Here is a 25,047-nt window from a genome sequence, read left to right on the forward strand (position 1 = left end):
GTTCCACAACGAGCGAAATTCAGTGCGGCGGTGTGACGGAATGCAGCTCGCTCGCTACGCGGCGACCGCGCCCGCCTGCGGCAGGTAGCCGACGCTGACGAGGTAGTCGAGCATCCGCCAGACGTACTGCGCGTCGACCGGCGGCGAGTCGGGACCGGGCAGGCGCGGGGTCAGGTCCCACTGCCGCCCGGCGGGCACGTCGCCGCCGAGCTGCGGGCCGCCGTCGGCGTCGAGCCCGAACTCGGCGAAGACCGCCGCGGCCGCGTTCGTCGCGCCGGCCGCGTGCAGCCGCTGCCGCCACGCCGCGAGCGGCAGCGATTCCAGCTCGAACCCGTACGCCGCGACGGCGCGCAGGACGGTCGCGAACGGAGCGATCGCGGCAGGCGGGTAGACGACGGCGCCCGCTCCGGCCGGCGCGGTGTCCGCTGGCGCGACTCCGACCGCGGCGGTGTCCTCCGGCGCGACATCGGCCTGCGCCGCCCCCACCCCGAACGGATCGTGCGCGAGCGCGACGGCGAGGTCGTCGACCGGGGCCCACGGCTCCCAGCCGTTCCACTGCGGATAGGCGCCCAGCTCCATGCAGCCGCGAATCAGCCGCACGGCGGCGTCGTGGGTCGAGGTCGCCCCCGAATGCTCGGCGCCCATCGCGCGCGGCAGCCGCACGACCTCCGTCGGGACGCCCTCGGCGGCGGCCTTCAGCACCATCCGCTCGGCGACCCACTTCGTCTCGGCGTAGCCGCCGCCCTCCGGCGGCGTGGTCGCCACATCGGCGCGCTCGACCAGCCGCCCGCGCTCGAACTCCAGCGCGGTCGAGATCGAGGAGACGTAGCGCAGCGGAATCCCGCCGGCCAGCTTCGCGAGCCGCAGCGCCGTGCGCGTGCCCTCGACGTTCGCGGCGCGCAGGCGGCCGTAGTCGTAGAGGTGGTGGACCATCGCGCCGCTGTGCACGATCGCGTCCAGCTCGCCCGCGAGCTGGACGAACGCCGCCTCGGTGAGGCCGAAGCGCGGCTGCGCGAGGTCGCCCGGCAGCACGACGATCCGCTCCCAGTCGGCCGACAGGTCGCGCCGCTCGGCCAGCAGCGAGCGCTGCAGCCGCTGCGCCCCCGCCGCCGCCGACGGCGCCCGCACGAGCGCGAAGACCCGGCCGCCCTCGGCGCGGGTCGCCGCCGCCAGCTCGGCCAGCAGGTGGGGACCGAGGAAGCCGCTGGCGCCGGTCAGCAGGACCGAGCGGGCGCCGCGCGCCGCGCCAGCCGCGCCGCGCGCCTCGGCCGCGCCGGCCGTCTCGACAGCTGCGCCTGTCGCGGCAGCGACCCGCTGGACCGCCGCGACCTCGCCCAGCCGCGGCTCCATCTCAGCCGCCCAGTCGATCGCCGCGGCGCGCTCGCCGTCGCCGTCGACCGCCGCCAGCAGCTGGGCGATCGTGGGGGCGTGGTAGAGCTGCTGGACGGGCAGCTCCCGGCCCAGCTCGTCCGACAGCGCGCCGACGCACTCGACCGCGTCGAGCGAGTCGCCGCCGAGCGCGAAGAAGTCGTCCTCGATCCCGACCGCGTCCAGCTCCAGCAGCTGCGCGAACAGCTCCGCGCAGCGCTCCTCGCGCGCGGTGCGCGGCGCGACGTAGTCACCGTCGAGGTCGACGCGGCGCAGCGTCGGCGCCGGCAGCGCTCTGCGGTCGATCTTGCCGTTCGGCGTCAGCTCGAAGCGGGCGACGCGCGTGAACGTGGTCGGGACCATGTACTGCGGCAGGATCGAACGCGCATGGGCGCGCACCTCCGCGACGGCCGGCGGCGGCTCGGTCGCCGTGTAGTACGCCGCCAGCTGGTGCCCGCGGCGGCCGTGCTGGACGGCCACCACGACGGCGTCGACGATCGCGGGCAGCGACGTCAGCGCCGCCTCGACCTCCTGCGGCTCGATCCGGTAGCCGCGCAGCTCGATCTGGTCGTCGGCCCGCCCGTGGAACTCCAGCTCCCCGTCCTCGCGCCAGCAGCCGACGTCGCCGGTGCGGTACATGCGCGGCACATCCGCCGCGCCGCCCGCTCCCGCGCCGTCCACGCCGCTCGTCCCACGCGCATACGGATCGACCACGAACCGCTCCGCCGTCAGGTCCGGCCGGCCGCGATAGCCGCGCGCGACCTGGGCGCCGCCGATCCAGATCTCGCCGCGCGCGCCGAGCGGGAGCTGCTCGCGCTCCGGTCCCAGGATGTGGATCAGCGTGTTGGCGAGCGGACGGCCGATCGTCGGCGGCGCGTCGCCGACCGGCGGGACGATCCCCTGCGTCGCGACGACGGTCGTCTCGGTCGGCCCGTACATGTTCACGAGCGGGTAGGGCGTGTCGGCCGCCGGGCGCGTCAGCAGCGCCGCGCCGCCGGTCGACAGCCAGCGCATCCGCGGCAGCCGCCGGTACAGCTCGCCGCGCCCGAACAGCATCGCGACGAGCGCCGTCGCGACCATCGTGACGGTGATCTCCTGCTGCGCCATCCACTCGACCAGCGCGCGCGGGTCGCGCCGCAGCGGGCGCGGCGCGATGTGCAGCGAGGCGCCGGCGACGAGCGGATGCCAGATCTCCATCACGGTCGCGTCGAAGGCCGGCGAGGCCGTCTGCGCGAAGCGGTCCGCGGCGGTCGAGCCGCAGTCGAGCGCGAGCGCGTGCGTGAGGTTGACGAGCGAGCGGTGCTCGACCTCGACGCCCTTCGGCCGGCCGGTCGAGCCGGACGTGTAGACGACGTAGGCGAGGTTGCGCGGCCCGGCGGGATGCGGCGGCGGGACGTCGGCGGTGCGCCCCGCGGCGTCGTGCTCCTCGGGCTCCGCGGAGAGGTGGATCGCGCGTTCGGCAGCGGATCTGAGCACCTCCTGCGGCGTCGTCTCGTCGACCAGCACGGCGACCGGATCGGTGTCCTGCAGGATCAGCGCGATCCGCTCCTGCGGGTAGTCCGGGTCGATCGGCACGTAAGCGGAGCCGGCCTTCAGCGTCGCGAGCGCGCCGAGCACCATCTCTGTCGAGGCGCCGACGCAGATCGCGACGCAGCGCTCGTCGCCGGCGCCGTGCGCGCTGAGCACGTGCGCGAGCCGGTTCGCGCGCGCGTCCAGCTCGCGGTAGGTCAGCCTGCTGCGGCCGTCGTCGACCGCGAGCGCCTCGGGCGTGGCAACGGCGTGCTCGGCGACCAGCTCGACGACGGTCCGCTCGAGCGGGAACGCAGCGGAGTCGTCGTTGAAGCGGGCGTCGGGCGGCGTCGGCTGCGGCATCGAGATCCTCTGCGTGGTGGGGTCGCCGGGCGGTCGGCGCTCGTCCCAACCACTATCGGCGCGCGCCCGGCGTTCCTGAACGGTGTCGCGGCACCGCTCGGCGCAGCGGCCGGCACGGCGGCGCGCTCAGTCCGGCTCAGGCGACTGCAGCGCCCGCGCCATCGGCTCCAGCAGCTCCAGCAGCTCGGCGGTCGACGCGCCCTCCAGCTCGCCGAGCATGCCGTTCAGGCGCAGCGTCTGGATCCCGACGAGCGCGCCCAGCAGCAGCTCGGCGCGGCGACGCGGATGGCTCAGGCCGCGCTCGCCGAGCTGCTCCGCGAGCGGATCGAGCAGCACACGGCCGAAGATCGCACGCACCTGCTCGCGCGCCTGGGCGGTCGGCGTCGGGCTCATGATCGTGCGCACGGCCGGGCTGGCGCCGTTCTCGTCCCAGTGCTCGAACAGCATCCGCGTGACTTCGGCGAGGTCGCCCTCGCCGACCTGCGCGTGCGGGGGCGAGTAGCGCTCGTCGGCCAGCGCGGCCAGATAGAGGCCTTCCTTGCCGTCGAAGTAGCGCGCGATCAGGGCGGCGTCGACGCCGGCGCGCTCGCCGATCTCGCGGACGGTCGCGCCCTCGTAGCCGCGCTCCTGGAACAGCTGCGCGGCGGCGTCGAGCAACGCCCGGCGGGAAGCCTCGGCGTCGTGTGGTCGGCGAGTGGTGCTGGACATGGGAGTCGCTGTTGATCTTGGCAGGCCCGGATACGGCTCGATCCATCATGGTACGTTTTGTCAGCGCCGGATGACATCGGGCGCTGACAACTGCTCCCGACTCAGGCCCAGATGACTTCCTCCCACGCTTCCGACCGTCAGCACTACGGGCTGACGTTCGCCGTCCTGGCGATCGCCGGCCTCGCCTACGCACTGATGTCGGCGATGGTCGCGCCGGCCCTGCCCGACATCCAGCGCGAACTGGGCGCGAGCCCGACCGGCGTCGCGTGGGTGCTGACCGCGTTCCTGCTCAGCACCTCGATCTTCACGCCGATCGCGGGTCGTCTCGGCGACATGTTCGGCAAGGAGCGGATGCTGATCGTCACGCTCGGCCTGCTCGTCGCGGGCAGCGTCGTCTCGGCGCTCGCGTCGTCGCTGAACGTGCTGATCCTCGGTCGCGTGATCCAGGGCGTCGGCGGCGCTGTCTTCCCGCTCGCGTTCGGGATCATCCGCGACGAGTTCCCGCGCGAGCGGATCGCCAGCGGCATCGCGCTGATCTCGGCGATCCTCGGCATCGGCGGCGGCCTCGGCATCGTGCTGGCCGGCCCGATCGTCGACAACCTCAGCTACCACTGGCTCTTCTGGATCCCTGCGATCCCGGTCGCGCTGGCGCTGGTCGCGGCGATCTTCTGGGTGCCCGAATCGCCCGTCAAGACGCCGGGCAAGATCAACTACGTCGGCGCCGCGCTGCTGTCGGCGTGGCTCGTCTGCCTGCTGGTCGCCGTCAGCGAGGGACAGGACTGGGGCTGGACGAGCGGTCGCGTGATCGGCCTGATCGTGGCGGCGGCGGTCATCGCGTTCGTCTGGGTCCGCAACGAGCAGGCCGCCGGCGAGCCGCTCGTCGACATGAACATGATGCGGATCCGCGGGGTCTGGACCGTCAACGCCGCCGCGCTGCTGATCGGCGCCGGCATGTACAGCTCCTTCATCCTGATCCCGCAGTTCGTCGAGGAGCCGGTCAGCTCCGGCTACGGCTTCGGCGCGTCGGTCACGCAGGCCGGTCTGTTCATGCTGCCCTCGACGGTGATGATGCTGGTCGTCAGCCCGCTCGCCGGCCGCCTCTCCAACACGCTCGGCTCGCGCGTGCCGCTGATGCTCGGCGCGCTCGTGACGACGATCTCCTTCGCGATGCTGGCGTTCCTGCACGCGGAGAAGTGGGAGATCTACGTCGGCGCCGGCCTGATGGGCATCGGCATCGGCCTCGCGTTCGCCTCGCTGGCGAACCTGATCGTCGAAGCGGTCCCGCCGCAGCAGACCGGCGTCGCGACCGGCATGAACACCGTCATGCGCACGATCGGCGGCGCGATCGGCTCGACGATCGGCGCCGCGGTCATCGCCGGCACCGTCGTCGGCTCCGGCTCGCCGACCGAAAGCGGCTTCACCACCGCCTTCGCGATCTCCGCGATCGCCTGCCTGCTCGCCCTGCTCGCCTCCCTCTACGTCCCCCGCCGCCCCGCCGCCCAGGCGGTGCCGGCGAACGTGGAGGCGGCGCCGGCGCGGGCGTAGCGACGAGTTGGACGGTCAAGCTCCGGGCGCTACGCCGCGCGCGAGCTGGTCGACGAACGTCAGCTTGCGCTGCACCGCCGGGCCGAGCACGAACGGGTAGAGGTCGTCGACGCCCATGCTGCGGTTGATCGCGTTGAGCGCGAGCGTCAGCGGGATCCACGCCTCCAGCAGCTCGCTGATGTCGCCGTCGGCGTCGGGCGGGTCGGACTGCAGCGGCTGCTGCTCGGCGAGGCCGGCGGCGGGACCGTCGACGCGCACGCCCCATGCGGCGGCTGTCCGCAGCGCGTCGTTGATGTGGAGATAGTGGGCGAACGTCTCGGCCCAGTCCTCCCACGGGTGCATCGACGCGTAGGCGGAGACGAAGCGCTCGCGCCAGTCCCGCGGCGCGCCGTGCGCGTAGTGGCGGTCGAGCGCGGCCTGGTAGTCGGCGCGCTCGTCGCCGAAGATCCGCCGGCACGCCTCCTGCTGCGGCGAGCCCTCCGCGACGAGGACCGTCTCGTACCAGTGCCCGACCTCGTGGCGCAGGTGCCCGAGCAGCGTCCGGTACGGCTCGCCGAGCTGCACCCGCATCCGTTCGCGGTACGACGGCTCGGCCTCCGCCAGGTCGACCGTGACGATCCCGTCCTGATGGCCGGTCGTGACCGGCTCGTACGCGCTGGAGAGCAGGTCGAAGCCGAGCCCGCCGGGACCGTCGCTGAAGCGCCGCAGCGGCAGCCCCAGCTCGATCAGCTCGAACAGCAGCCGTCGCTTCGCCGCCTCCACGAGCGCGAACGCGGCAAGCCCGGCGACGTCGCCGTCGGCCGGCCGCGTGCGCGTGTAGGCGCAGCTCTCGCACAGCGCGCCCGGCGCGCGCCCGACCCAGTTGCAGCCGGCGATCCGCGCGTTGGCGCACGGGCTCCCGCTCGACGCGCGCACGATCGCGCGCGCCCCCGGGTCAAACGCGACCGCCGTCGCGCAGTTGACGCAGCTGGTCGCGTCGAAGTAGACGACGTGCCGGCAGTGGGGGCAGCTGAAGTTGCGCACACGGGCCACGCTACTCGCCGCGGCGGCGCCCCGCCGCGGCGACACGGGCGCACGCGGCAGGCTCATCGGCGCGGCGCCTTCAGCGCCCGCACCGCCGCCTCGTAGCGACGGCCCGAGCGGCCCGCGACCTCGACGCCGTAGTCGCCGTCGGGTCGCAGCGCGACCTTCGCCGGGCGACGTCTGGTGGCGGTGACGCGCACGGTCGTCTGCGTCACGTGGTCGGTGACGCGGATCCGCAGCGGGCCGTCGAGCGTCCGCACCGTCAGCTGCGCGCGGCGCGCGAGCGTGCCGACGTCGTGCTCGTCGTGGCCGGAGCCGGTCACGCCGAGCACGCCCGGGGCGCCGCCGCCGAGCGGCGTGCCCTGCTCCGGGAAGACCTCGCCGAGGCGGGTCAGCCCGGCGCGGTCGGCGACCGCGGCGAAACGCTGCAGCTCGCGCGCGCTGCGCGTCGCGAGCACCGCGCCGCCGGTCGCCTCGACCGCGGCGATCACCGGAGCGGGTGCGGACTCCCTGCCGAAGATCGCCAGCGAGACGACGGCACCGGCCTCGCCGAGGGCGCGCACGCGCGCGACCAGCGCAGCGACGTCACCGACGCGGTCGGTGATCAGCACGGCGCCCTGCTGCCCGCGCGGCAGGTCCGCGTTGCCGAGCAGCCCGTCGACGCTGCGCAGCGCGGCGGCGGTCGTGGAGGCGATGCCGCGCTCCTGCGCGGCGAAGGCGGCCGCGACGAACCGCGCGGCCGGCGCCGGCTCGGTGAGGCGCGCCGCGGCGGTAGTCGGCTCGTCCCGGACCGCGTCGTCGGCGGAGAGGCGATCGCCGTCGCCCGCACGGTCTTCCCCGTCATCGCCGACCACCGGCGCCGAGTCCGGCGCCAGCGCCGGCGCCGGCGGCGCCGCCTGGCTCGCGTCGGTCTCCTCGTTCTCCTGCGCGCCCTCCTCGCTGCCGTGCGTGTAGTCGCCCTCGGGACTCGGCTCGGCGACGAACGGCTCCGGCTCGGGCGTCACCGTCGGGTCGGCGCCCTTGCGCGGTCTGCCGTCGTCCACGACGGACGGGTCCGGCGCCGGGTCGCCCTCGCGCGGATCGTCGATCTGCGCCTGCGCGGGCGCGACGAAGGGGTCGACGTCCTGCTCGCCGGTCGCGCTGTCGGAGGTGATGACCGCGACGCGGTCGCTCTTCCCCAAGCGGTCGATCAGCGCGGCGGCGGCCGCCTCCACGGGCGAGCGGCGGGCGGAACCGTCCTCGCCCGGCGCCAGCTGGTAGCCCTCGGCCGTCGGGTCGTAGTTGATCGAGACGACGACGTTGCGCGTGTCGCACGTCTCGGAGCGGTCCAGCACGAGCGCGCAGATCATCTTCGCGGCGTCCGCGAGGCCGTAGCGTCTGGCCAGCTCGGCACGGAAGACGCTCCACTGCCGTCTCGCCTCGCGCGTGGCCAGCGTGACCGCGCGGCTGAAGTTGGAGACGCCGTCGACGACGATCTGGCCGCGCGGCGTGGTCGGCTCTCTGACGGCGCCGGTGGTGGTGTCGATCAGTCCCTTGTCCTTGTTGAGCCCGAGGTCCTTGCTCGACTCGCCGTGGATCACGCGCCCGGCGCACTCCTTCTTCGGATAGCAGCTGGAGGTGAAGTCGGCCGGCACCGCCTCCGGCGCCGTCCACTGCGCGCGCAGGTCGAGGAATCTCGCGATCTCGCGCTTGCCGAGGCCGATCGGGTTCGTCAGCGACAGCGCCTTCGTCGGGTCCTGGAGGTCGGCCCAGTTCGTGTGCGAGTAGAAGTCCTCCGCCATGTGCAGCACGTAGCCGAACGGCTCCAGCACGTTGCACTTGACGCGCCGGCTGAGGACGCCGTTGTAGGTGCAGTCGGGGCTGAAGCGGCCGACGCCGGGGTTGGAGTCGTCGACGCGGCCGCTGGCCTTGATCAGCGTTCTGGCCTCGGCCACAGCGCCCGTCTGCGGCGTCGCGGTCGGGAAGCTCCAGGCATCCTCGCCGCCGTCGTAGAGCTTGTCCCTGCCCCACTCGACGCAGGCGCGCAGCTTGTCGAGCGCGGTTCTGCGCTCCTGCGGGTAGGGGCCCGGCAGGCCGTGCGTTCTCGCGTCGACCCAGTCCGCGTTGTCGCAGTGCCAGTAGTCGCGATCTCTGTTCAGGTGCATCGGGATGTCGTCGGGCGCGCCGACGGCGCCGAACGAGCGCGACTGCCCGGCGAGGTTGTCGAGCGAGACCGGCTGGAAGCAGTCGGGCGGCTGCACGTCCGGTCCGCCGGCGACGCTGCCGCACTGCAGCGCCAGGCGCGTGATGCGCTCATGTTCGCTGTGCTGGCCGAGCGAGCCTTCGATCGTGCCGAATGCGGCGGCCTGCGAGCTGCCGAGCGCCGCGACGACGACGACGACGGCGAGCGCGCCGCCGAAGCGCCGCGCGATCCGGCGCGCGGCGGCGCCGCGGGCGGAGTGGAAGCGCATCTCGATCGTCCTCGTCCGACTCAGCGGGCGTACGGCGCCAGCAGGCGCGACCAGGAGCGGTTGACCTGTCTCCACTCGTCCTTGCAGCGCGGCGCGCGCGCCTTCGTCAGGCCGTTCTCGCCGACGAGCGAGCGGTAGCGCTTCGTGTTGCTGCCGTAGATCCAGCAGAGGAACTGGTAGACACGCTGCTTCGGCAGCGAGTGCTCGTCGGCGAAGTCGCTCTCGCCCGGCTCCTGCACGCGCGAGAGCGCGTCGAACAGCAGCGCGGCGCTGAAGGCGCTGCGCGGCCCGAAGTCCGGCGAGTCCGTCAGCAGGTAGGTCGCGAAGCCGTCGACCGCGTCCTCCTCACGACCCGTGATGGGGATGTCGAGCACGTTGACGAGCGCGTGGCCGATCTCGTGCGCGACGACGAACTCGTTCGCGAAGATCATCGCCTCGCGCGGCGTCGGGTTCTTCGCGCCCCTGCCCAGCTCGTCCTCGAGCGCGGTCAGCTCGATGTCGAGGAAGCTGCCGGGGAAGTGGATGAAGCTGACGGGCTTCTTCTGGCCCTTCAGCGTCACCTCCGGCAGGAACGCGGGGCCGACGTCGAGCTCGTCGGAGAAGTAGATCGGGATGCTGCGGGGGGTCGTGTAGCGTCTGTTGACGAGGCGAACGAGGCTGTCCATCGCGCCGGAGCGCTGGAGCGTCTGCGCGATATCTCTGTGCTCCGGGGTGAACTCGCCCCATTCGAGCGTGAAGGCCTGTTTGGCGGGGGCAGCCGAGGCCGAGCCGGCAAGGGCCGAGCAGAGTGCCGCGACGGCCGCAAACAGGAGCAGCGCGCGGGCGAGATTACGGAAGCGCATGCCCCGACAGTCGGCTCCGCCCGCCCCCGACTTGAGGCCGCCGCGCCGAGAACGTCGGCCGACGCTGCCGCGGGACTGGCCGCGGCGGGTGCGCGGACGACGCAGCGCTCCGCAGAGAGCGGCGCGCGAGTCAGCCGCGCCGCGCGTCCGCCGCGCCGATCGCGTCCACCGCCGGCACGGCGCCCACCCCGACCGCCGCCCACGCCGTCGCGGTCGCCTCGTAGCGCGAGCTGACGCCGAGCTTCGCGTAGACGTGCTGGAGGTGCTTGTCGAGCGTGCGCGGGGCGATCCCCAGCTCGCGCGCGGCGTCGGCCGGGGTGCGGCCGAGCGCGAGCAGGCGCAGCGCCTCGGCCTGGCGCGCGGTCAGGCCGAGCGTGCGCAGCGCGCCCGTCGTCAGCTCGCCGCTGTCGCGCTCGATCAGCAGCACGTCGCGCCGGTCCGAGCGGCGGCTCGGCAGCAGGCGCACGAGCACGGTCGCCTCGGCGGTGCGCAGCACGAGCGGTTCGGCGCCGCTGTGTGCATCGGCGCCGCTCCCGCCGGCGCCGTGCGCCCCGGCGACGCGGCCGCCGCCCCGCTGCGCCTCGACCCACGCGTAGATCGCCGGATCGAGCGATCTGCGACCGGAGCGTGCGCCCAGCAGCCGGCGCGCGTCGGGGGTCGCGAACTCGACGCGGCCGCGCGGGTCGAGCACGACGACCTGGCGGCCGAGCGTCTCGAAGCCGTCCTCCAGCGCCCGCAACGTCGCCTCGCGCGCGCTCGTCAGCTCGGCCGAGCGGTACGCCTGGATCAGGTGCGGCCGTGCGAGCGTCAGCAGCAGCAGCTCGTCCGCGTCGTAGTCGTCCGGGCCGCGGCTGAGCGCGAGCGCGATCACCAGCGGCGGCCGTGCCGGCAGCGTGAAGGCGACCTGCGACTCGATCCCGAGCGGCCGGTAGAAGTCGCGGTAGATCGCCAGCCGCTCCAGCGCTGCCCGCTCGATCACGTCGCTGAAGCGCTTCGGCCGTCCGTCGCCGGTGCGTCGCAGCTCGAGCAGCAGCGGGTTCTCGTGCGCGACGCGGACCCAGCGGCGCAGCTGCTCGTCGTCGAGCGGCGGGTCGGAGGCGCCGTAGACGGCGTCCGGCTCCTCGCCGACCTCGTTGTAGGAGACGTAGTCCGACGGCACCGCGCGCCGCAGCAGCTCGAGGATCCCGGCGCGGAAGTCCTCCAGCAGCTCGAACCCGTGCGCGTCGCCGACGAGCTCGACCAGGCGGCGTGTCGTGACCAGCGATCGCGCGCTCATGCTCGTCAGACCGTAGCCGGTCGCGCTCAAGCTGGCACGCCGACAGGCGATTCCCTGGGCATGAGTCCATTCGCCCTCCCCCTCCGGCGCAGAGCGCGTCGCGGCACGTTGCCGCTGCTGCTCGCGAGCGCGGCCGCGCTCGCCGTGCTGCCGGCCGCGGCCGCCGACGCGGCCTCCGACGACACCGTCTACAGAACCTTCGACGCGATCGGCTGCGGCGGCGCCAACGTCTTCACGGTGCCCGCGGGCGTGACCGTCCTGCACGTCAGAGCCACGGGCGCGTCCGGCGGCGCCCGCGGCGGCAACGCCGCGCTCATCCAGGCCGACGTCGCGGTCACCGCCGGGGCGACCTTCGAGGCCTGCGTCGACGTCGGCGGCGGCGCGGGCGGCCCCACCAACGGCTGGCAGAACGGCAACCCCGGCGGCGGCTACTCGTCCTTCGGGCAGCCGTCGAGTGCGCCCTTCGTCGTCGCCGGCGGTGGCGGCGGCATGGGCGGCGACGGCCCCAACGGCGGTGCCGGCGGCGACGCCGGAACGCTCACCACGGCCGGTGCGGCAGGCGGCGCCGCGAGCGTCGACGCGTTCGGCAGCTCCGCGCTCGGCGGCAGCGGCGCGGACGTCGTCGGCCCCGGCGCGGGCGGCACCTACGGCGTCTATCCGACCGAAGGCGCAGACGGCGTCAGCCTCGCCGGCGGCGCGGGCGGCAGCGGCGACATGACCGCCGGCCAGTCCGGCAGCGGCGGCGGCGGTGGCGGTGGCGGCTACTTCGGCGGCGGCGGCGGCGCCGGCGGTCACCGCGCCTCGAGTGCCGGCCAGTACGGCGGCGGCGGTGGCGGCGGTTCGAGCGCCTGCCTCGCCCCGGCGACGGACTGCGAGGGCAGCCTCACCGCCGCCTCGGCGCAGGTCGAGGTCTCCTACCTGAAGCCGAGACCGGTCGTCACGGCGAGCGTCTCGCCGGACCCGGTCGTGCGCGACACCCCCGTCACGTACACGGCGACGTTCGACGTCGCCCCCGGCGACGGCACGGTCGCGTTCAGCCTCGACGGCGAGGAGCTGCCGGAGTGCCCGGCGCAGCCGATCTTCGGCACGACCGCGACGTGCCAGCCGTACGCCCCGTTCGACACCGGCGCGCACACGCTGACGGTCGACTACAGCGGCGGCGACGAGTACCAGTCGGGCAGCGACGACGCCGGCTTCACCGTCGTCGGACCGATCGCGACGGTCTCGCCGACGAGCCTCGACTTCGGCCAGACAGCGCTGACGCAGACGAGCGCGGCGCAGACGGTCACGCTGACCAACAGCGGCGCCGGCTACCTCGTGATCGGCAACCCGCCGTCGTTCGCCGGCGGCATCGGCGCGCGCGGCGCGATCGATACCGGCGTGACGCTGACCGGGGCCGACGCGGCGCGCTTCGCGATCGCCGGCGACAGATGCACCGACACCGTCCTGCTGGCCGGCGAGAGCTGCACCGTCGACGTGACGTTCTCCCCGACCGAGGAGGGTGCCCGCACCGCCGCGCTGCAGTTCGCGACCAACACCGACGACTCGCCGCAGCTGGTCGCGCTCAGAGGTGTCGGCGTTGCGAGACCGACGCCCGATCCGGACCCGGACCCCGATCCGCAGCCGAGACCCGATCCGACGCCGGACGCCAGACCCGACCCGACGCCGGTCGTCCCGACCCCGCCGGCGACGCCGGCGACCCCGGCCGCGCCCGTGACCCGGCAGCCGCCGCCGACGAGCCCCGCTCCGACGTTCCAGCCGGCCACGCTCGCGCCGTCCGCGCAGGGTCGCGTCACGGTCACCAGAAGCGACGACGTGACGCTGCCGCTGGAGTGCCCGAGCACGACGCCGTGCAGCGTCAGCGGATCGCTGACGCTGTCGGCCGACGCGTTCGCGTCGAAGGCGACGGCGCGCTCCAGCGCCGCCAAGGTGCAGGTGCTGGTGCGCTTCGCCGGCGTCAAGGTCGGCGCCAACCAGGTCAAGCAGCTGAGACTGCGGCTGCCGCGCGCGTTCGTGCGCAAGGCCCAGGCCGCCGGCCTGCGGACCGTCCGCGCGACGCTGACGATCACGACCAGATTCGGCGCCACCGGCGCCAGATCGATCACCAAGCGCGAGCGGGTCACGCTCGTCATCCCGCGTGCGAGAAAGGCGCAGAAGCCCGCGTCCAGAACGCAGAGCAAGCCTGCGCAGCGGCCCAGCTTCACCGGCTGAGCCGCACCATGACGGCCCCGCAGCGATGCGGGGTCGTCACGGGGTTCGGCGTCAGCCGCCGCGCACGACCGCGTGCATGCGGTCCAGATCGACCAGCTTCACGCGCGGGCGGCCGTGCGGTTCGCCCGCCGCCTGCTCGTGCGCGTCGATCGCGTCCCAGCCGGACCATGCGACGGCATGACCGCAGCGCTCTTCCAGCCACGCCTCCAGCGCCGCATCGGACGCGTCCGCCGCGGCCGGATCGCTCGCGTCGGCGGAGCCGTCCCCGCGCGCGAGCAGGCCCGCGTCGCGGTCGGCGACGATCGCCGCGACCGTCTCCAGCGCACACTGCTTGTTCGTGCCGATCACGCCGCTGGGACCGCGCTTCACCCATCCGGTCACGTACTCGCCGACGCGGATCGCGTCGTCTTCGAGCACGCGGCCACCAGCGTTCGGGATCAGGCCGCGCTCGTCGTCGAACGGGACGCCGGGAAGCGCGCGACCGCGGTAGCCGACGGCGCGCACGACCAACCCGCACGGGATCGTCTCCTCCTCGCCGCTCGGGCGCGCCGCGAGGCGCCCGTCGGGCTGCAGCTCCAGGCGGTTGACCGCGACGCGCACGCCCGTCACGCGCCCGTCCTCGCCGAGCAGGATCTCGCGCGGGGAGCGCAGGAATCTGAGCGCGACGTTGTGCGAGGCGCCGCTCGGGGCGCGCGCCGCGTACTCGCGCAGCAGCTCGATCCGCACCTGCAGCTCCGGGTCCGCCTCGACGGCGGCCGCGCTGGCCGCGTCGAGCGGCAGTTGCGCGGCGTCGGCGCTGACGTCGGCGCGCGACAGTCTGCCCAGCTCCGCCAGCTCCGGCGTCGTGAACGCCGCCTGCGCGGGGCCGCGGCGGCCGAGCACCGTCACGTCGCGCACGCGCGAGCCGGCGAAGGCGTCGAGCGCGTGGTCGGCGACGTCGGTGGTGCGCAGCTCGTCGGGGTCGAGCACGAGCATCCGCGCGACGTCGAGCGCGACGTTGCCGTTGCCGATCACGACGGCGCGTTCGACGTCGAGGTCGAGGCTGGTGTCGGCGTGCGTCGGGTGGCCGTTGTACCAGGAGACGAAGGCGCTGGAGGCGACCGACCCGCGCGCGTCCTCGCCGGGGATCCCGAGCTGGTTGTCGTGCGGCGTGCCGACGGCGTGCAGGACCGCGTCGTAGCGGGCGCGCAGCTCGGCGACCGCCACGTCGACGCCGATCTCGACGCCGCCGAAGAAGCGGAAGCCGTCGCGCTTGGCGGTCTTGTCGAAGACGCGCGTGACGAGCTTGATCTTCGGATGGTCCGGCGCGACGCCGGAACGGATCAGGCCGAACGGGGTCGGCAGCGCGTCGAACAGGTCGACGGCGAAGCCGGCCTGCAGCAGCGCGCCGCACGCGTAGAAGCCGGACGGGCCGGCGCCGATCACGGCCGCGCGCAGCTGCGCCGCCTCAGACACTGCGGTTCTCGAAGAACTCGCGGTTGAGCGCTTCGAAGTGCGCCCATCTCTCCGGCAGCCGGTCGTCGGAGAAGGTCGCTCTGACTGGGCAGGCCGTCACGCAGGCGTCGCAGTCGATGCACTCGGTCGCGTCGATGTAGAGCTGCTCGACGGAGTCGTAGTCGGGGTCGCCGGGCAACGGCTTGATGCAGTCGACCGGGCACACCTCGGTGCACGAGTTGTCCTTCTGGCCGATGCAGGGCTCGGCGATCACGTACGGCATTGCAGGGTCTCCTTCAGAAGTCGTTTTCAGTGCGTCGAGAAGCCGCCGTCGACCACGACTTCGCTGCCGGTGATGAACGCCGACTCGTCGCTGAGCAGGAACAGCACGGTCGCGGCCACCTCCTCGGGGGTTCCCTCGCGGTTGAGCGGGCTCATCGCCTGAAAGGCGCGGCGCGCGTCGCCGTCGACCGGCCCGCCGGCGGCCGCGGCCATCGGCGTGTCGATCGTGCCGGGATGGATGCTGTTGACACGGATCGCGTCCCTGCCGAACTCCATCGCGGCGCCCTTCGACATCGCCTGGATCGCGCCCTTGGTGGCCGCGTAGGCGGCCGCGATGCCGCCCTGGCCGCCGCAGAACGACATCACGGACGAGACGTTGACGATCGAGCCGCTGCCGGCCGCGCGCAGCGCGGGCAGCGCCGTCTGCATCCCGAGGAAGGTCCCGGTCTGGTTGACGGCGAGCACGCGCTGCCAGCTCTCCAGCGTCGTCTGCTCGATGTTCTCGGTCGGGCAGATCCCGGCGTTGTTGACGAGCCCGTCGAGCCCGCCGAACTCGTCGACGGCGACCGCGACCGCCCGCTTCCAGTCCTCCGCAGAGGAGACGTCGAGCTGCACGAAGGCCGCCCGTCCGCCGTCGGCGACGATCGACGCGGCGACCGCCTCGCCCTCGGCGAGGAGCACGTCGCCGAGCACGACGGCGGCGCCTTCGCGCGCGCACACGCGTGCGTCCGCCTCGCCCATCCCGCGCGCGGCGCCGCTGACCAGCACGACCTTCCCGTCCAGACGGCCGGGCATCAGTCGTAGAACTCCGGCGCCTGCTTCAGCGTCGGCCACAGGTCCGGGTCGTGCCCGGGGATGACCGTCGCCTGCTCGCGCCACGCGAGGTAGCGCAGGCGCTTGAGCGAGCGGCCGGCTTCCTTCGGCATCAGGTTGAAGCCGGGGATCAGCCGCTCCTCGAGGTGGTCGATCGTGTTGGCCGCGTCGACCGTCAGCAGGTACGCGCGCTCGCTCGGCATTCTCACCAGCAGCGACATGTGGCCGGGCGTGTGGCCGGGCGTGAACCAGCACGTCAGGACGCCGTCGCCGAACAGGTCGAAGCCGTCGTCGCCGTCCTCCAGGAGGAACCAGTCGATCCCGTCCTTGACGTAGTCGGCCGGGCAGTAGCCCATCGCGACGAAGCCCTCGGGCGCCTGCGCCCAGGTGAACTCCGTGCGCGTCGCCAGCACCTGCGCGTTCGGCAGTCTGTCGATCACCGCGACGGCGCCGGTGTGGTCGTTGTGCAGGTGGCTCTGCACGACCCAGCGGATGCTCTCCGGGTCGACGCCGATCCGCTCCAGGCCGGGCAGCACGGCCTGGTCCGGGGTCATGACGACTCTGGAGATGTCGAGGATTCTGCCCCAGTGTCTGCGCGCGTCGACCGCGACCTCGGGGGCGTTGCCGCCGTCGATGATCACGTTGCCGCGCGGGTGCACGAGCACCGACCACGTGATCGGGGTGGTGATGAAGTTCTCGCCGCCGCCGAGGATGTGGTTCTTCTCCGGCAGGTGGACCGTGCCGCCCTCGAACAGGTACAGACGGATGTCGTCAGCCATGACTAGCCCTCCACCGAGACGCGCTCGCCGATCGGCGTGCAGTTCCATGACGCGAATCTGACGTCGGACCACCAGGTCGGCAGCTCCGGCCCGTCGTCGCCCGCGTCCTTGCGCTCTCTGTAGGAGTCGACGTCGACGAGCTTCATCTCCTCCATCTCGCGCATCAGCTTGTCGGTGTCGGAGTCGACCTCGTAGACGACGAGGCGCCGGAACGGACCGGAGTGGCCGTCGTCGATCGCCGCTTCGAGTCTGTAGCGCTGCGCCGCCTTGAAGCCCGGGATCGACAGGATCTCCTCCAGGTGCTCCTCGTACCAGCCGTCGAACTGCTCGTCGGTGACGTTGTCGCCCGGGTCGCTGAACACCAGCTGCAGGTGCTTGGCCATCTCGTCTCTCTCTCCTGAAAATCGAGTTCGTCGGCTACGCGGCGCTGACGAGCGCCGGCGCGATGCGACGCCAGATGTCGAGCTGGAGCGTGCCGTTGGGCACGCCGACGACCTGCACGGCGACGTGGTCGGCGCCGGCCGCGTGGTGCTCGGCGACGCCGGCGGCGATCGCCTCCTCGTCGCCGTACGCGACGAGCGCCTTGACGAGCCGCTCGCTGCCGCCGTCGGCGACGTCCTGCTCGGTGAAGCCGAGCCGCAGCAGGTTGTTGACGTAGTTCGGCAGCGCGAGGTAGTCGGCGACGAACGCGCGGGCGCGCTCGAAGCCGCTCGCCGGGTCGTCGTCGAGCACGACCGACACCTCGGGCGCCAGCAGCCGGTCGGGCCCGAGCGTCTCGCGCGCGATCCGCGTGTGCTGCACCGGGACCAGGTACGGGTGCGCGCCGCCGGCGCGGTCGCGCGACAGCTCCAGCATCTTCGGGCCGAGCGCCGCGAGGATGCGGCGCTCCTGCGGCACCGGCGTCGGGCCGGCGTCGAGGCCGTCGAGGTACGCCTTCATCGCCGACAGCGGTCTGCCGTAGCGCGGCTCTCTGCCCTCGGCGTCGACGACGGCCGCGTGGCTGGCGCCGAGCCCGACCGTGAAGCGGCCGGGGTGACGCGTCTCGAGGTCGGCGATGCCGGCCGCGATCGCGCCCGCGTCGTGCATCCAGATGTTGAGGATGCCGGTCACGACCGCGACCTCTCTGGTCGCGTCGAGCACGTGCTCGACGTCGCCGAGCACGTCGCCGCCGACGTCGGGCAGGAACAGCGCGTCGTAGCCGAGCTGCTCCAGCTCGGCCGCCGCGTCGGCGATCGCCGCGCGGTCTTCGGAGTAGCGCAGGCCGTTGGACCAGATCCCGACTCTGCCGATCGACGAAGCCATCAGACGGCCGGCACGTCGGTCGGGGCGTGGCGATGCGTGAACAGCCAGCGGCCGTCCTCGCGCACGAGTCTGTCCTCGTAGTGCCCGATCTTCGCGAGGTCCGGCTGGTCGTCCTCGCCGCGCAGCACGTACGTCCACGTGCTGCGCGCGCTGGCGCGGTCGCCGTCGAGCACGATCTGCACGTTGCCGACGATGTGGAAGTCGTCGCCGCCTCTGGGAGTCAGCATCGAGCCGACCATGCCGGTGACCATTCTGTGGATCTCCGCACGGCTGCCGGCCTGCCACGCCGGGTCGGTCGTCGTGAATCTGCCGTCCTCGGTGAAGAGGTTCGCGTAGCCCTCGAAGTCCTTCTCGTCGAGCATGCGGCGGTACTCCATGAACAGCGCGTGGATCGCCTCGCGGTCCTCCAGCTGCTGCACGCGTTGCTGGAGCTGCGCGAGCTGCTCCTCGATCGATGACGCGACGTCATGCGACATGCAGTCCAACCCTCCTGTCGTAGCGGGTCCGCCGGATCGCGAACTCGCGGTTGCCGCGCTGCTCTGAAGCCGTCTGCTCGCCGTTCGCCGCGCTCAACAGCGCGGCGTGGATCGCATCGCCCATCGACTGCAGCGTGTGCGAGCCGTCGAGGATCCTGCCCGCGTCGAGGTCGATGTCGCCGGCCATCCGCTCGAAGATCGCGGTGTTGGTGGAGATCTTCAGGCACGGCGCGATCGCCGAGCCCGTGGGGGTGCCGCGGCCGGTCGTGAACGCGACGATCTGGCAGCCGCCGGCGACGAGGCCGACCATCTGCTCGATGTCGTGGCCGGGCGTGTCCATCACGTAGAGGCCCGGGACCGTCGGCGTCTGCGCGAAGTCGACGACGCCGGTGAGCGGCGCGTTGCCGGCCTTCTTGGCCGCGCCGAGCGACTTCTCCTCGATCGTCGTGAGGCCACCCTCGATGTTGCCGGGGGTCGGCTGCGCGCCGCGGATGTCGACGCCGAGCGCTTCGACGGAGCGCTCGAAGTCGTGGATCGTCTTGATCATCCGCGCGCCGACCGCGGGCGTGATCGCGCGTGCGGCGAGGATCTCCTCCGCGCCGACCAGCTCCGGCACCTCCGACAGCATCGTCGTCGCGCCCGCGGCGACGAGCCGGTCGCTGGCGACGCCGAGCGCCGGGTTGGCGGTGATGCCCGAGAGCGCGTCCGAGCCGCCGCACTCCAGCCCGATCGCGAGCGCCGACCACGGCATCGGCTCGCGCTGCTGCGCGGCCGCCTCGGACGCCAGGTGCGCAGCCATCGTGCGACCCGCGAGAATCGTGCCGGCGGTGCCGCCGTGGGCGGACATCGCGAGCCGCTCGACGCGCTGGCCGCGGGCGGAGATCGCCTCGGCGAGCTCCTCGTCGGCCCTGATGACCGTGACGAGCAGGACCGCCGCCACGTTCGGGTTCGCCGCGAAGCCCGCGAGCGTGCGCTCGACGAGCGCATGGTCGGGGTCGCCGGGGACGCCCTCCCACTCGTGCGTGACGGCGACCGTGCCCGACACGGCGGAGGCGATCTCCTCCGCAGCCCGGTTGGCCGCCGCGCGCGCCGGCAGCACGAGGACGTGGTTGCGCACGCCCCAGCTGCCGTTCGGGCGGGGGAAGCCGGTCAGTTGTTCACTCATGTTGTGGCCTCCAACGTCGGAAGAACGAGCCGCCAGGCGAGTTCTTCCAGTGGGACGCAAGGCCTCCGGCCGCAGCGTCTCACATTGTCACCGCGAGCCGACGCAGCACGAAGTCGCGCGCGCCGCGGCGCTCGGACGCGGTCCGCTCGCCGTCGGCGACCGCCGCGACGCGCTCTGCGATCCGCTCGGCCAGCGCGGCCGGGGCGTCGTCGCCCGCGTCGAGGTCGAAGTCGTCGTGCAGCGCCGCGTACAGCTCGGGATCGCCGGCGACGGCGATCACGGGGCAGGTCGCGAAGCCGATCGGCGCCTCCTGCGCGCCGCGCAGCGAGACGATCGCCTGCGCGCCCTGGCCGGCGAGCGAGACGTGCGCCTCGGCACCGGACAGCTCCGGATCTGCGAGCAGGGTGCGCCAGCCACGCGCGTCGAAGACCTCCCGCAGCGGCGCGACCAGCGCGTGGTCGGCACGGTCGATGCCGACCGCCAGCGCACCCGCGTCCAGCGGCGTGCGGGCATCGGCGTCGAGCAGCTCGCGCATCCGCGCGACCTCCGCGCGACCTTCCTCGATCGCGCGCGCCGTGCCGCCGGCCTGCTGGATCCCGACGAACGCGACGCGCTGGTCGCGCTGGGCGATCCGTCTGGCGAGGCGGCGGCCCTGGATCGTCTCGCAGCCGAGGCTGACGACGACCACGCCGCCGACGTTCGGGTTCGTGGCGGTCCCGATCAGCTCGTCCTCGGTGTGCGTCAGGTCGTCGCCGACGTGCAGGCAGCCGTGCTGGTGCGTGATCGCGATCGCGTCGTCGCCGTCGCGCGCGATCTCCATCGCCGCGTGCGTCGAGCAGACGACCGACGGCAGCACCAGCACGTGGTTGCGGATCCCGACGCGGCCGTCGGCGCGCAGGTAGCCGGCGCTCATGACGATGCCTCCGCGCCGGCCGCGCGCGCAGCCGCTGCGGCGGCCGCCGCAGCGACCTCCGGCCCCGGCAGCCGTGCGCTGACGACGTTGTGCACGTGCACGTGCGTCCCGGGCTCGATCGCCGTCGACGCGCGCCCGATCGTCTCGTTGTACTTGACGACCGGCTCACCGGCGGGGATCGCACGCAGCGCGAGCTTGTGGCCGAAGCGGATCGGCTCGCTCAGCGTCACGGCGCCGCCCTCGAGCTCCACCACCTCGCCCGCCGACAGCGCGATCACTGCGACCGCGACGTTGTCGGCGGGGTCGAGCACGAGCGCCCGCGGGCGCTCGCTGACAGGGGTCTCAGCCATGGTGGTGGTAGGCCGTCTTGATCTGGGTGTAGCGCAGCATGCCCCACTTGCCGTCCTCGCCGCCCATGCCGGACTCCTTGTAGCCGGTGTGGTGCGCGTGGACGGACTCGCCGAGCGTGCGGTTGATGTAGATCTCGCCGAAGTCCAGCTCGTCCACGGTCCGCATGACCGTCGGGTAGTCGCGCGAGAAGAGGTACGCGGACAGCCCGTAGCGCGAGTCGTTGGCGACATCGAGCGCCTCGTCGAGCGAGTCGATCGCCATGATCGGCGTGACCGGGCCGAACGTCTCGTCGACCATGATCCGCATGTCGCGTCTGACGCCGGCCACGACGGTCGGGGAGACCCAGTAGCCGGGGCCGAAGGAGGCGTCGGCGGCGCTGCCGTCGAGCAGCACCTCGGCGCCCTCGCCGCGCGCGGTCTCGACCGCGCCGCGGACCTTCTCCAGCTGCGCGGCGGAGGCCAGCGGCCCCATGTCGGTGCCGGCCGCCGACGGCGCGCCGACGGTCAGCTGCGAGACGGCCGCGACGTAGCGCTCGGTGAACTCGCCGACGATGTCGCGGTGCACGAAGACGCGCTCGGCCGAGGTGCAGACCTGGCCGGCGTTCGCGTGACGAGCCTGCACGATCGCCGGGATCGTGACGTCGAGGTCGGCGTCGCGCCAGACGATCGCCGGCGCCTTGCCGCCCAGCTCCAGCGACACGCGCGTGAGGTGCTTGGAGGCGGCCGCCATGATGCCCTTGCCGGTGTCGCGGTGGCCGGTGAAGGAGATCAGCGACGTCAGCGGCGAGTCGACCAGCGCGCGGCCGGTGACCTTCGCGCCGGCGACGACGTTGATGACGCCCTTCGGCACGTCGAGCCGCTCGTCGATCAGCCGCACCAGCTCGATCGTGCTCAGCGGCGAGACCTCGCTCGGCTTGACGACGACCGTGTTGCCGGTCACCAGCGCCGGGCCGATCTTGCGGCAGAGGACGGCGAGCGGGAAGTTCCACGGGCAGATCGCCGCGATCACGCCGACCGGCACGCGCAGCAGGTGGATCGTCTCGCCGCGCACGTCGCCGGGCAGGATCTCGCCCTCCAGGCGACGGTCCCACTCGGCGTTGTAGCGCAGGTAGGCCTCGGCGAAGTCGACCTCGCCGAGCGCCTCGCTCAGCGGCTTGCCGACCTCGCGCGAGAGCAGCTTCGCCAGCGGCTCGCGCTCGGCGCGGATCAAGTCGGCGATCGCGCGGATGTGCGCGCCGCGCTCGGGCGCCGGCGTGCGGGCCCAGTCGCGCTGCGCCGCGCGGGCGGCGCTCAGCGCCGCCTTGACGTCGGCCTCCGTGCCCTCGTTCACGCGCGCGAGGACGCTGCCGTCGGTCGGGTCGAAGACGTCGACCGTCGCCCCGCCGGCGGACGACCACTCGCCCGCGACGTAGCGCGATCCCGCGAACTGCTCAGTCGTGGTGCTCATACCTCACCCCACACGTCCTGGGCCACCTGCACGACCAGCTCGAGCTTCGCCTTCTGCGCGTCGTACGTGATCGCGTTGCCTTCGGCGTTGGAGCCGAAGCCGCACTGCGTCGACAGGGCGAGCCGCTCCAGCGGCACGTATCTGCTGGCCTCTTCGATCCGTCCCTTGAGCTCGTCGGCCGACTCCATGTCGGACCTCTTCGTCGTCACCAGGCCGAGCACGACCGTCTGGTCCTCGCGCGCGTGGCGCAGCGGCGAGAAGCCGCCGGAGCGCTCGTCGTCGTACTCCAGCAGCAGCCGCTCGGCGGCGACGTTGGGGAGCACGGCGGCGGCGAAGTCGTCGTACGGCTCCGTCCCGGTGAAGTGGCTGCGGTCGTTGCCGCGGCAGATGTGCAGCGCCGTCGTCGCGCCCTCGACGCCCGCGAAGACGCGGTTGTCGATCTCGACCAGGCGCTTCAGCTCGGCATCGCGGTCGCCGATGTCTCTGACGACCTTCTGGATGTACGCGTAGTGCGGCGCGTCGAGCTGGATGTGGTCGGCGCCGGCGGCGGCAAGCGCCTTGGCGTCCTCGTTCATCAGCTCGCAGAGGTGGTCGAGGTACTCCTCTCTGCTGGCGTAGGCCTGGTCGGAGGTCCCCTCCTTCCAGTACACCGACAGCAGCGACGGGCTCGGCATCGTGACCTTCACGAGCTTTCTCGTGTGGTCGCGCACGTAGTCGAGCTCGTACTCCTTCAGCAGCGATCTGCGCGTCAGGCGCGCGACCGGCGTGGGCGTGCGCAGCTCGTGCTCGACGCCCTCCTCGTCGCGGTGATGACGCACGAAGCCCTGCGGATCGATCCCGTCGACCAGCACCTCGATCGTCGAGAAGAAGAAGCGGCGGCGGTACTCGCCGTCGGTCACGACCGGCAGCCCGGCGTCCTCCTGCAGTCTGATCGCGTCCTCGACCGCTCTGTCCTCCACGGCCCGCAGCTCGTCCGCCGGCAGGTTCGCGGCGCGCGCCTCCAGCAGGTAGTCGGGACGCAGCAAGCTGCCCAGGTTGTCAGCTCGCACGATGCTGGCCATGTCTCTCCTCAGGTCGATGGGTGAACATGATCGTAGATGATTTCCTATGCAACCGGATAGCACTCGAACAGCAGCGCCACGGTGACCGCGCCGGGATCGATCACGCCGCGCGCGACGTCGCCGACGTAGCTGGCGCGACCGCGTCTGGCGACGAGGTCGGCCGTCTCCTCGGCGCCGCCGCGGGCGGCCGCGCCGGCGCTGGCCAGCGCGTCGGCCAGCGCGGCTCCGGAGTCGGCCGCGGCCTGCAGCGCCTGCGCCGCCGGAACCATCGCGTCGACCATCGTCTTGTCGCCGAGCTTCGCTCTGCCGAGCCGCATGACGGCGTCGACGCCGCCCTGCGCGGCGGTCGCCAGCGCGGCGACGTCGAGCGTCGCGCCCGCGGCGTCACCGCTCGCGGCGGCCGCGTCTCTGCCCGCTCTGGCGAACGCGCGGAAGTACATGCCGAACAGCGGACCGCTCGTGCCGCCCGTCTGCATGAAGCCGCTGGAGACGGCCGCGAACGGCTCGGCGACGCTCGCCGAGGCCTCGCCGAGCGCCTCGCGGATGCGCGCGACGGCGGTCTGCAGGTTGGAGCCGTAGTCGCCGTCGCCGGCCTGGCGGTCCAGCTCGCCGAGCGCGAGCCGCTCGGCGTCGACAGCGGTCAGGAACGCCTCGACCCACGCGCGGGCGCGGTCGGCGTCGAGCACTGCGGTCGAGGACATCGACCCGCTCACCAGCGCAGCGCGGCGGTCGTGACCGGCGCGTCCCACAGTTCCAGCAGATCGTCGTCGGCGCGCAGCAGCGTGATCGAGACGCCGCCCATGTCGAGCGCCGTCACGTACGCCCCGACAAGCGCCCGCTCGACGCTGACGCCGCGCTCCCGCAGCAGCGCGACCAGCTCGCGGTGCACGACCGACAGCTCCAGCGGGTGCGTCGAGCCGAGCCCGTTGACGATCGCGATGACGCGGTCGCCGTCGGCCAGCGAGAGCGCGTCGGCGACCGGCGTCGCGAGCGCCGCGACCAGCTCTCTCGCCGGTGCGAACGGGATCCGCGCTCTGCCGCGCTCGCCGTGGATGCCGATCCCCAGTTCGACCTCGCCGTCGGGCAGGTCGAACGAGGTGCGGTCGGCGCCGGGGTGCGTCAGCGGCTCCAGCGCCAGCGCCATCGTGCGCGCCGTGCCGTTGACGCGCTCGGCCAGCGCGACCAGCTCGTCGAGCGAGGCGCCGCGCTCGGCGGCGGCGCCGCAGAGCTTCTCGACGGCGACGACGGCCGCGGTGCCGCGGCGGCCGGGGCCGTCCTCCTGCCCGTCGGTCGCGAGGTCGTCGTCGACGATCACGTGCTTGACGGTGACGCCGTCGTCCGCGGCCAGCTCGGCCGCGATCGAGAAGTTCATCACGTCGCCGGTGTAGTTCTTGACGATCTGCAACACGCCCTGGCCGCGGTCGGCCGCGACGGTCGCGGCGTGCACCTGGGCGGCGGTCGGGCTGGAGAAGATCGCGCCCGGGACGGCGGCGTCGAGCATGCCCTCGCCGACGAAGCCGGCGTGCAGCGGCTCATGGCCGGAACCGCCGCCGGAGACCAAGCCGACCTTCGGCGCGGCGGCCTCGCCGGCGCGCACGACGATGCGTGCGGCGCGGTCGTAGCGCACCAGTCGCCCATGCGCGAGCTCGAACCCTTCGAGCGCCTCGCTGACGAAGTCCTGCGGATCGTTGACGAACTGACGACGTGCCACGACTCTCCTTCTCTCGCGG

General features: G+C 73.2%; 22 protein-coding genes. 2 read left to right on the forward strand and 20 right to left on the reverse strand.

Going from position 1 to position 25,047, the window contains the following annotated elements:
- Positions 1–54: 54 nt before the first annotated feature.
- Together Q7L65_RS12000 and Q7L65_RS12005 are read right to left on the reverse strand one after the other, a co-directional pair.
- A complete protein-coding gene (locus Q7L65_RS12000) occupies positions 55–3,240 on the reverse strand; it encodes a non-ribosomal peptide synthetase (RefSeq protein WP_304721439.1) in 3,186 nt (1,061 codons plus the stop codon).
- A 126-nt stretch (positions 3,241–3,366) separates the two neighbouring features.
- Positions 3,367–3,948 (reverse strand): TetR/AcrR family transcriptional regulator, encoded by a 582-nt coding sequence (locus tag Q7L65_RS12005; protein ID WP_304721440.1) that lies wholly within the window; start codon positions 3,946–3,948, stop codon positions 3,367–3,369.
- Between the two features lie 111 nt (positions 3,949–4,059).
- Between Q7L65_RS12005 and Q7L65_RS12010 the strand changes: the two genes are divergently transcribed.
- The gene (locus Q7L65_RS12010; RefSeq protein WP_304721443.1) at positions 4,060–5,493 is read left to right on the forward strand and encodes an MFS transporter; all 1,434 of its coding nucleotides are present in this window, start codon (positions 4,060–4,062) and stop codon (positions 5,491–5,493) included.
- A 15-nt stretch (positions 5,494–5,508) separates the two neighbouring features.
- Here the strand turns inward: Q7L65_RS12010 and Q7L65_RS12015 are convergent, their stop codons facing one another.
- The 4 genes from Q7L65_RS12015 to Q7L65_RS12030 form a co-directional block, all read right to left on the reverse strand.
- Positions 5,509–6,516: a putative zinc-binding metallopeptidase gene (locus Q7L65_RS12015; protein ID WP_304721444.1), complete on the reverse strand. Its 1,008-nt coding sequence runs from the start codon at positions 6,514–6,516 to the stop codon at positions 5,509–5,511.
- Positions 6,517–6,578: 62 nt separating this feature from the next.
- Positions 6,579–8,966, reverse strand: coding sequence for a hypothetical protein (locus Q7L65_RS12020; protein ID WP_304721445.1), 2,388 nt, complete (start codon positions 8,964–8,966; stop codon positions 6,579–6,581).
- A gap of 20 nt (positions 8,967–8,986) precedes the next feature.
- Positions 8,987–9,808, reverse strand: a complete 822-nt coding sequence (locus Q7L65_RS12025; RefSeq protein ID WP_304721447.1) for a DUF4344 domain-containing metallopeptidase — start codon at positions 9,806–9,808, stop codon at positions 8,987–8,989.
- 130 nt (positions 9,809–9,938) lie between these two features.
- Complete coding sequence (locus Q7L65_RS12030) at positions 9,939–11,084, reverse strand: response regulator transcription factor (RefSeq protein WP_304721448.1); 1,146 nt, start codon at positions 11,082–11,084, stop codon at positions 9,939–9,941.
- Between the two features lie 60 nt (positions 11,085–11,144).
- Here Q7L65_RS12030 and Q7L65_RS12035 point away from each other — a divergent pair, with 60 nt between their 5' ends.
- Complete coding sequence (locus Q7L65_RS12035) at positions 11,145–13,295, forward strand: choice-of-anchor D domain-containing protein (protein ID WP_304721450.1); 2,151 nt, start codon at positions 11,145–11,147, stop codon at positions 13,293–13,295.
- 51 nt (positions 13,296–13,346) lie between these two features.
- Here the strand turns inward: Q7L65_RS12035 and Q7L65_RS12040 are convergent, their stop codons facing one another.
- The 14 genes from Q7L65_RS12040 to Q7L65_RS12105 form a co-directional block, all read right to left on the reverse strand.
- Positions 13,347–14,750 carry an NAD(P)-binding protein gene (locus Q7L65_RS12040; RefSeq protein WP_304721452.1) on the reverse strand — a complete coding sequence of 468 codons (1,404 nt, stop codon included), beginning with the start codon at positions 14,748–14,750 and terminating at the stop codon, positions 13,347–13,349.
- Positions 14,743–15,012 (reverse strand): ferredoxin family protein, encoded by a 270-nt coding sequence (locus tag Q7L65_RS12045; protein WP_304721453.1) that lies wholly within the window; start codon positions 15,010–15,012, stop codon positions 14,743–14,745. The genes Q7L65_RS12040 and Q7L65_RS12045 overlap by 8 nt, the downstream gene beginning before the upstream one ends.
- Positions 15,013–15,038: 26 nt before the next feature.
- Positions 15,039–15,806 carry an SDR family NAD(P)-dependent oxidoreductase gene (locus Q7L65_RS12050; RefSeq protein ID WP_304721454.1) on the reverse strand — a complete coding sequence of 256 codons (768 nt, stop codon included), beginning with the start codon at positions 15,804–15,806 and terminating at the stop codon, positions 15,039–15,041.
- Positions 15,806–16,603, reverse strand: coding sequence for an N-acyl homoserine lactonase family protein (locus tag Q7L65_RS12055; protein ID WP_304721455.1), 798 nt, complete (start codon positions 16,601–16,603; stop codon positions 15,806–15,808). The genes Q7L65_RS12050 and Q7L65_RS12055 overlap by 1 nt, the downstream gene beginning before the upstream one ends.
- A 2-nt stretch (positions 16,604–16,605) precedes the next feature.
- Complete coding sequence (locus Q7L65_RS12060) at positions 16,606–16,986, reverse strand: hypothetical protein (protein WP_304721457.1); 381 nt, start codon at positions 16,984–16,986, stop codon at positions 16,606–16,608.
- Positions 16,987–17,020: 34 nt separating this feature from the next.
- A complete protein-coding gene (locus tag Q7L65_RS12065; RefSeq protein ID WP_304721459.1) occupies positions 17,021–17,905 on the reverse strand; it encodes an LLM class F420-dependent oxidoreductase in 885 nt (294 codons plus the stop codon).
- A complete protein-coding gene (locus tag Q7L65_RS12070; protein ID WP_304721461.1) occupies positions 17,905–18,381 on the reverse strand; it encodes a nuclear transport factor 2 family protein in 477 nt (158 codons plus the stop codon). The genes Q7L65_RS12065 and Q7L65_RS12070 overlap by 1 nt, the downstream gene beginning before the upstream one ends.
- Positions 18,371–19,546 (reverse strand): UxaA family hydrolase, encoded by a 1,176-nt coding sequence (locus Q7L65_RS12075; RefSeq protein WP_304721462.1) that lies wholly within the window; start codon positions 19,544–19,546, stop codon positions 18,371–18,373. The genes Q7L65_RS12070 and Q7L65_RS12075 overlap by 11 nt, the downstream gene beginning before the upstream one ends.
- Before the next feature lie 79 nt (positions 19,547–19,625).
- Positions 19,626–20,459 carry a UxaA family hydrolase gene (locus tag Q7L65_RS12080; RefSeq protein WP_304721464.1) on the reverse strand — a complete coding sequence of 278 codons (834 nt, stop codon included), beginning with the start codon at positions 20,457–20,459 and terminating at the stop codon, positions 19,626–19,628.
- Positions 20,456–20,809 carry a UxaA family hydrolase gene (locus tag Q7L65_RS12085; RefSeq protein WP_304721465.1) on the reverse strand — a complete coding sequence of 118 codons (354 nt, stop codon included), beginning with the start codon at positions 20,807–20,809 and terminating at the stop codon, positions 20,456–20,458. Before Q7L65_RS12085 ends, Q7L65_RS12080 begins: the two co-directional genes overlap by 4 nt.
- Complete coding sequence (locus Q7L65_RS12090) at positions 20,802–22,256, reverse strand: aldehyde dehydrogenase family protein (protein ID WP_304721467.1); 1,455 nt, start codon at positions 22,254–22,256, stop codon at positions 20,802–20,804. Before Q7L65_RS12090 ends, Q7L65_RS12085 begins: the two co-directional genes overlap by 8 nt.
- Positions 22,253–23,317, reverse strand: a complete 1,065-nt coding sequence (locus Q7L65_RS12095) for a cobalamin-independent methionine synthase II family protein (protein ID WP_304721469.1) — start codon at positions 23,315–23,317, stop codon at positions 22,253–22,255. The genes Q7L65_RS12090 and Q7L65_RS12095 overlap by 4 nt, the downstream gene beginning before the upstream one ends.
- A gap of 44 nt (positions 23,318–23,361) precedes the next feature.
- Positions 23,362–24,018: a DAK2 domain-containing protein gene (locus tag Q7L65_RS12100; RefSeq protein ID WP_304721471.1), complete on the reverse strand. Its 657-nt coding sequence runs from the start codon at positions 24,016–24,018 to the stop codon at positions 23,362–23,364.
- 8 nt (positions 24,019–24,026) lie between these two features.
- Positions 24,027–25,028 carry a dihydroxyacetone kinase subunit DhaK gene (locus Q7L65_RS12105; protein ID WP_304721473.1) on the reverse strand — a complete coding sequence of 334 codons (1,002 nt, stop codon included), beginning with the start codon at positions 25,026–25,028 and terminating at the stop codon, positions 24,027–24,029.
- Between the last annotated feature and the right edge of the window lie 19 nt (positions 25,029–25,047).

The sequence above is a fragment of the Conexibacter sp. CPCC 206217 genome (assembly GCF_030646165.1).
Classification (GTDB): Bacteria; Actinomycetota; Thermoleophilia; order Solirubrobacterales; family Solirubrobacteraceae; genus Conexibacter.